We start from the raw sequence: 231 nt of genomic DNA on the forward strand, positions 1-231 counted from the left end.
CACCTCACTTGCTGGATGGCCGGTCTATACATTCGGCACAGAAGAGCAAAAGCAGAAATACTTGCGCCCGATGGCTGAAGGCACAAAAGTCGGTGCTTACGGACTTACTGAACCATCTGCAGGATCAGATGCAGGAAGCATGAAAACGAGCGCGAAAGAAGACGGCGACCATTACATCCTGAACGGATCGAAAATCTTCATCACGAACGGCGGCATCGCTGACATCTACGT

1 protein-coding gene is annotated in these 231 nt (G+C 51.1%); it reads left to right on the forward strand.

From position 1 onward, the window contains the following. Positions 1-231: acyl-CoA dehydrogenase family protein (locus tag SB775_RS34330; RefSeq protein ID WP_410865754.1), on the forward strand; the 231-nt coding region annotated here is incomplete at both ends.

Source organism: Peribacillus sp. SIMBA_075, from assembly GCF_046534585.1.